The following is a 7,405-nucleotide window of genomic DNA, read 5'->3' as shown; positions in this document are numbered from 1 at the left end:
ACTTGCTTGCGAGATAATACGTAAGCTCCAAGAGCAGTAATGGTCAAATTAAGAAAAACCCCTACTACTACAATGAAAAGAGTATTGCGATAGCCCGTATAAATAGAAGGATTGCTAAAAACCATTCGATAAGCATCAAGATTAAAGTGAAGAGGCTTGAGCAAAATCCCCTTATGGGCAATAATTTCATTTGGACTGCTGACAGAAGCCAGTGCTACATGTACCAAAGGATAAATCGTAATCACCATGAGTATTGTAAGGATAATATACAAACTGTATTGGAATAATCGGTCTCCAAGGGTTGTTTTCATAGTTAAGTCCTCCCGGAAAAATATGCCTGTTTACCAAAGACTGTTTTCACTGACTTTGCGACTGATCCAATTAGCTGCAACAAGCAAGGTCAGATTGATGACGGAGTTAAACAGGCCTACTGCCGTACTATAGCTCCAGTTGAATTCCAGAAGACCCTTGCGATAAACAAAGGAGGAAATAACATCCGCCGTTTCATAAATAGTTGGATTGTATAAAAGAATAATCTTCTCAAACCCGACATTGAGCATATTTCCAATCCGCAAAATGAACAAAATCACAATTGTAGGCATAATACCCGGCAAGGTGATATGCCATATTTGCTTGAGCCTGCCCGCGCCATCCATCTTTGCTGCTTCATATTGCTCCTGGTCAATACCCATGAGTGCAGCCAAGTAGATGATGGACTCCCATCCAATTTTTTGCCAGATCTCTGACAGAATGTAGATGGGTCGAAAAAGCCCTGGATGCTGTAGCATAGCTGTTCCGTCTCCACCAAAGTAGGAGTAAACCACATTCACAACCCCGTTGCTATTCGTAAAGTCTCGAATAATACCTACGATAACAATGGTAGAAATAAAATAGGGCATATAAGTTATAGTCTGGGCAACCTTTTTAAACATTTTAGAGCGAAGCTCGTTAATCATTAAAGCAAGCAGAATGGGAGCAGGAAATTCAAACAATAAGGAAAACAAGCTGATCAAGATCGTATTTTTCAAAACTCTCCAAAAATAATAGGTTTCAAAAAAATCCTGAAAGTTTTTTAATCCAACCCAGTCGCTTCCTAATACCCCCTTAATGGGTGTGAAGTCTTTAAAGGCAATAACCGCTCCGTACATAGGAATGTAATGGAATATTACATAGAATGCCACAACCGGAACCATCATTAAATAAANATAGAATGCCACAACCGGAACCATCATTAAATAAAGATATTTATTCATTACGAAGTCTCTGCGCAATCTTCTGCTCAAAGGGATTCTCGCTGAAGGTGTTGCAGGCTTTACACTCCTATTATATATAGAGGTAGCCTTGCTCATATTCGTTCTCTCCTCTCACATCCACACACAATCTGGAGCGGGCCTTTAATCCCGCTCCTCCCAACCGTTATCGTTATCTTTGGTTATATCTTTCAAGAGCATTTTGCTGAATTTCGACAGCTCGATCTACATTCAAAGTTTTGAGTTTATCCATATAGCTGTCATAACTGTCCACAGGTTCTGTACCAAGAATAATCTTCAAGGTCATTTCATCCACCAGCGTGTTTACATCATTCATAATTTTGGCCAGTTCAGAAGCTTCATCTGTGGTAGGGGTAATAGGCGGTAAAGCATATTTGTCGATATCGGTCTTCGACCAGATGGTCAAAGCTTCTTTTTGCGCAGGGAGAGCCAAATACTGCTCGATGTAACGTACGTCCTGAACAAATGGCCCTCCAATATTACCTCGAATGTACAGACTCATAGCCTGTGCGGGGCTCAATTTCTCAGGATTCTTCATCAACAGATCGGTATAGACGGGCTCGCCATTTACCATGTTGTAGCTGACGCCTTCCTGACCAAAGTTAAAGTACATATGTCCTTCCTCGCTGTAACCCCAGTCAAGAAGGCGAGCAGCAAGCTCAACATTTTTAGACGTTGAGGTAATCGCAACATTGCTGAAGGTAGTGTAAACATTGTCTCTCTGACTAAACTTAGGGGTTTCTCCCTTATTCAGCACCGGATAAGATACCGCTTCCAATTTGGCTTTTGGATCTTTTTCCTGAACTATTGGTGTCCATTTGCCAATGCCGCTACCTGAATTACCAACAGTTGCTCCAGTGGCTCCTGTTGTAATGTTGGCATCTAAAGCTTTAGAGTCTGTTGTCGCAATGTTCTTATCGAGCAAGCCTTCCTTATACCATTGTTGGAAGGTTTTTAAAAATTCCTTATATCCAGGCTGCGTTGGGCCGAAGATCACTTTGCCGTCTTCCTGATAGAAATTACGATGGGCGTTGAAGGCTCCCACAAATTCACCTGAATACAAATTCGTTATCGTGTCGATAGATAAAGGCGCTGAAGCGTTCTTCTTTTCCTTGAAGGCCGTCAATACGGTATGCCACTCATCAATAGTTTCCGGCTTCTCCAGGCCCAATTCATCGAGCCAGTCTTGACGAATGATTGGTCCGCGGTAGATTTGAAGCTTGGGATCACCACGCAGGAATGGGAAAGTATAGTAGCTGCCGTCATCCGTTTTAACCATCTTATCCACATCTGGATGCTCACTAAGGTACTTCTTCAGGTTTGGAGCATACTTGTCGATTACATCATTAAGTTTCAGGATGTATCCGTCTTTTATCGCCTTCTCAGGTCCGCCCGGAAATTGAAACCAATCATATTCAATCATATCGGGCAAGTCACCTGAGGCTAACAATACATTCAGGGAATCTTTTTCTTGACCTGCTGGTGGACTAGTGAATTTCAAAGGAACTCCGGTTCTTTTCTGCCATTCTTGATAAAAGGGTACATCTTCGAGAGTAGCAGCTTTTGATGTAGTATTCGCATACGGCGCCCAGTACGTAAGCGTCTTGTCCGTCTTCAGTGGATATGTTGTTGAAGTTCCTTCCGCCGGCTGGGACGAAGACGAGGCGGCTGTCGAAGCTGGTTCATTATTGTTTCCGGATTGGGAACAACCTGCCAATGCAGCGGATATCATTACCGATGCCAGTGCAGCAGGAGCAAAACCCCATTTCTTTTTGTACATACTGTGTGACCTCCTAAATTGAGTTAAATTTGAAATGAAGCATCGAGGATGAAAGGAGTTCTCTCGCCCTCATCCTCTCGTCTTTTATTATGAAATCGGAGGCCATCAATTTATATCGTATATAAATGAAATGACATCATCAAAAGTTATGTCGTCTTCTACAAAATCGAAAAAGCAATCTTCAAAATCATAAATTATCGTTGTCTTGAAGCACCTTCTGATATTGTCCGGGAGTAACTCCCTCATATTTTTTAAAGACCCGAATAAAGGTATTAATATCGTGAAACCCGCATTCCTGGGCTACAACTTTGATGTTCATTCGTGGATCCGCCAAAATTTTTTTAGCGTGGGTTATTCGGATCTGATTAATCGTATCCAACAAACCGTTTCCTACATTTTCTTTGAAGATTTTGGACAAATATGTGGGCGTCATTCTAAAATGATCCCCAATCATTGAAATATTCAAATTGGGATTAATATAATTGCACTCAATATAGGAGAGTATCTCTCGAGTACGTTCCTGAACGATCTGATTTCGCGACGTAGTTTGTCTTAATCGTTGTTTCTCGCCGGTATACTCACAGATCTGCTGTACCACGACGGAAAGTTGTTGTTCCATTTCCTTGATGGATTCACAAGTAACTAATTTCACTACATTTTCTCTGCTTTCAATTAGCAGACTTTCCTTGACATCACCCAGTTCATTGATGGTCTTTATAAATGTTGCTGCAACAGTGAACATTAAGCTCCGGATGAATTCAACGGACGTTACTCTGGATTCTTCCACGTTGCGAGAGATTACCTCATGAATTAGTGCTCTTGTTTTTTCAATGTCTCCGACCTTCAGATAGTTAATCAATTGCTGTTCGGTTTGAATCGGATAATACTGACTGGTTTGAAGCGTGTCTTGCCGATCCTTGTGAAACTCGCTGTAAGAATGAATTTCCTGATTGCCTACAACGATCATGTATTCCAAGGTATCCATCGCTTCCCGATACAGTTGTGGAAGATTGACCATAGAACTCTTGATGCTGCTGATGGCGATAGTACTATTGATTTTATAGTTTTCTTGCAAGAAGCTGCGCGCCCGCTCCGCAAGCAGTACCAGCTGTTCTTCGCGCTGTTCTTCCATAGGTGGGAAATTCACCAGACATGCAATGTAATCATTAGTTTCACATACATATCCACCATGCTCCTCTCGGACCAGTTCCTCTACTACATTGGTTACTATGAAATGGGTAAGCCTGATTTTTTCATTAAAGTCATCGCCCTTAAGCCGTTCAAAAAAGCTCGCATAATCCAGATAAAACAAAATGACGGCAAAATCCTCAGAGATAAAATGAATGTCAAAAGTCGTCATTGCCTCCTCCAAAGGTAGCTGGCTATGCCCCTTACCTAAAAACAACCGGGTGAGCAGATTTGAACGCAGTACATAGGATTGCCGCTTCATTCGCAACTGAATCTGCTCTTTCTCGTTAAGAGTATTGGAGATGGCGTTCTGTATATACTGAAATTCATTTCCCTCCCACTGCATAGCATGCTGAGCAGATGCCGGAAGCATTAAAGTGAGTAAACGAACAGGATTGTAATGCTTTCGAACAAGAATGGCAGTCAATGCGACTCCGCTAAGCATACTCAAGACCAAGCCCCACAAAGTCAGGTTTCGCATATATTGAGCTTTCTCCCAAAAAAGTTTGCTGGGAACTACTGTTGCAATTGTTAAATCGCCGTTAATGGATTTTGTATACATAAATTCTGATTTTTTTCCATGATATTCGTGGTAGAAGGACCCGGATTCCCCTTCAAAGGGGAGATCAGATAGATACAGGTCCTCATTCTGAACTGAGGAAGTGGAGATGAGCACCCGGTTGGATGAATCAATAAGCAGAACTTCTCCCCCGCTAAAACTTCTAGCACTGCTGATGGTCTCAAGCAATTTGTCTGTATCAAGCAGAACTACTGAAGCGCCGAGAGGCGTTTCCGCTGTATCTCCGTCAAATGAATAGATATAGGCCAGGGAACTGCCCTGGCCATTTTTGTGCTCAAGTTTGATAAAACGCCGCTGATCGTGGACCGTTAGTAAACCTTTCCATAAATCATAAGACAATTTATCAAACTCATGTACGGTATCAAAAGCTAATTGGCTGCTCCGGTATACTCCAGGCAGTAGAACAATGTCCTTTTTGGCCCAATAGATGTAGTAATCTTTAACCGACGGATAGGCATATTGGTAAGAGGCCATCTCCTTGGTAGTCAGGTAAGTATCGTAAAGTTCATCGTTTCGGCTATACCAGCTGGAATATATCAGGTCGCGTACACGGATATTCCAGATCAGCTCTGTAGTCAGACGCTTAACGCTATTTAGTTCATTATCAATTAATTCTTTAGTTTCATTTAATAAGGCAGTGTTTGCCCGGTGGATTTCACTTTTTAGGATTTCTTTAGAACTTTCATATACGATAAGACTAACCATAATGGGAATCAGCAAGATTGCCAGATAGGAAACCAGCCAAGTTATGAGCACACTCCGCGGGTTGATTCGAAATCGTTTTAACATTTGTCTGACCCCATCTCCCTTTTTTCTACCACAGGACTAATTATTCTCAATGAACCACAAATTGGATTTATAAGGAAATCAGCACAAAAACATATCGTGTTAGACGCGATATGTTCCAGGCTTTGCTTCTTTATTAAACTCGCTTTATCTCTCATAACATTATCTCCGAACGAACGGATTTGGTTCCATCAAGGAGCAGTCATTCGTTCTAAAGCGGTTACATATTTTTGTATAATCCCAATGAAAATCCTTTCCGTCTCCATAAACACCATAGCGCTGAATAACAACCAATTGCTGCCGCTTGGTGCGGTCCGGCGTGTTTGTTTCCCTCCGGCACCGGGTTACCGATCAGCAACATTGTATCCAGCCACTTTCTCATCACCAAATAAATACTTCCTTGCCAGTCAGTTTCCATATTGCCTCAATAAAGTAGTAATCTCCGTATATAATAGAGAATTCATGTTTGTCGTCGTGATACGCGGCAGTGCATTTTTCTAAAATATAATCAATATCCTCGTCCCAGTTGCATCTCTCATTCGCTAGTGTTTTCAGCAATTTTAGCGCAGCTTTGTAATAAACGTGCTTCTCTTCTTCCATTACGGCTTTTTCAATTTCCAACAAGCCACACGCTGCAATAGCTGCCGCCGTTGAATCCTCCAGCATACTTTCCCTTGGCTGTCGAAAATCAACAGGTATGAACCCGTTATCGGGTATATTGGCAATATAATAATTGGCAATTCTCTTTGCTGTATTCAGGTACTCTTCTTTTTGGGTATGGATGTAGCTCAGAACAAATCCGTAAATTGCCCAGGCTTGTCCTCTTGTCCAGGAAGATCCCTCCTCATATCCCTGCCCGCCGAAAGCCCTAACCACTTCTCCCGTGACTGGGTCAAATTCCATAATATGATTCACTGAACCGTCTCCACGCACAAAAAATTTCTCCGCTGTATCTGCATGCATCGTAGCAATCTGTAAGAATCTAGGGTCTTTTGTCTGTGCGTAAGCCCAATAAAGAAGCGGGAGATTCATCATACAGTCGATGATTGCCCAGCCGGCTGTGCTTCCGTCTCCATTGTCATTCCATGCACGAATAAATCGGCCGGCTGGATTAAAGCGCCCCGCCAAATTATTGGCAGCAAGCAGCCCCCGGTTTCGGGATTCTTCATTTCCTGTAAGACGGTAATTAGCTACGGCCGTTGGAAGCCATTTAAAGCCGCTGTCATGATCCATACCTTTATCCTTCATTAAATTCTCATCCAGTTTTCGCTCGTTATCAACCGCAATCTGCTTGTATAAAGAATCGCCTGTAGCATTATATATCTGCCACATCATTCCACCCCAAAAACCATTGGTCCACCAACAGATGTCCTTTTCCGACATATCGTCGAAAACACCGTTCATTGANTATAATACCATTCACTAACCTTTTCTGCTTTTAATTGAATGGAGGTTTTTCATGTTTACTGTTTCATCCGGAGGATATAATACAAGGCATGCCAAAACATTCCTTATGTCCCGTCCAAAGGGCTTAAGCAAATATTTGTTGCTTCTGTTAAAGTCAGAAACCAGGTTTGAAATTGCCGGAAGAACATTTACAGCCAACCCAAACTGCGCAATTATAATTGAGCGAAATACACCGTATCAATATTACTGTCCCGATGGCAATTATGTTGATGACTGGCTTCATTTTGATTGTACGCATGATGAATTTTTCAGAAATAATCATGTTGCATTTAACGAAGCTATTCCTCTTGGGAATCCAGCAAGGTTTACTCTATATATCCAGCAGATTCTATG

Annotated in this window: 5 protein-coding genes and 1 pseudogene; 1 reads left to right on the top strand and 5 read right to left on the bottom strand. The window is 41.9% G+C overall.

Going from position 1 to position 7,405, the window contains the following annotated elements; genetic code table 11:
* From KIH86_RS10880 to KIH86_RS10860, 5 genes and pseudogenes are all read right to left on the bottom strand, one after another.
* Positions 1-311: pseudogene (locus KIH86_RS10880) on the bottom strand (carbohydrate ABC transporter permease); the annotation flags it as partial.
* A 30-nt stretch (positions 312-341) separates the two neighbouring features.
* Positions 342-1,253, bottom strand: a complete 912-nt coding sequence (locus KIH86_RS10875; RefSeq protein WP_407672266.1) for an ABC transporter permease — start codon at positions 1,251-1,253, stop codon at positions 342-344.
* 169 nt (positions 1,254-1,422) lie between these two features.
* Positions 1,423-3,051: a type 2 periplasmic-binding domain-containing protein gene (locus KIH86_RS10870; protein WP_223086136.1), complete on the bottom strand. Its 1,629-nt coding sequence runs from the start codon at positions 3,049-3,051 to the stop codon at positions 1,423-1,425.
* A gap of 187 nt (positions 3,052-3,238) precedes the next feature.
* Positions 3,239-5,524 (bottom strand): AraC family transcriptional regulator, encoded by a 2,286-nt coding sequence (locus tag KIH86_RS10865; RefSeq protein ID WP_223110474.1) that lies wholly within the window; start codon positions 5,522-5,524, stop codon positions 3,239-3,241.
* Between the two features lie 462 nt (positions 5,525-5,986).
* A complete protein-coding gene (locus KIH86_RS10860) occupies positions 5,987-7,009 on the bottom strand; it encodes a glycoside hydrolase family 88 protein (protein ID WP_235775356.1) in 1,023 nt (340 codons plus the stop codon).
* A 55-nt stretch (positions 7,010-7,064) separates the two neighbouring features.
* Between KIH86_RS10860 and KIH86_RS10855 the strand changes: the two genes are divergently transcribed.
* Positions 7,065-7,405: hypothetical protein (locus KIH86_RS10855; RefSeq protein ID WP_223110471.1), on the top strand; the 341-nt coding region annotated here is incomplete at its 3' end.

It is taken from the genome of Paenibacillus sinensis, assembly GCF_019904155.1.
GTDB lineage: Bacteria > Bacillota > Bacilli > Paenibacillales > Paenibacillaceae > Paenibacillus_AQ > Paenibacillus_AQ sinensis.
The sequence above is the reverse complement of the archived record's forward strand: the minus strand, read 5'-3'. Positions and strand labels throughout refer to the sequence as shown.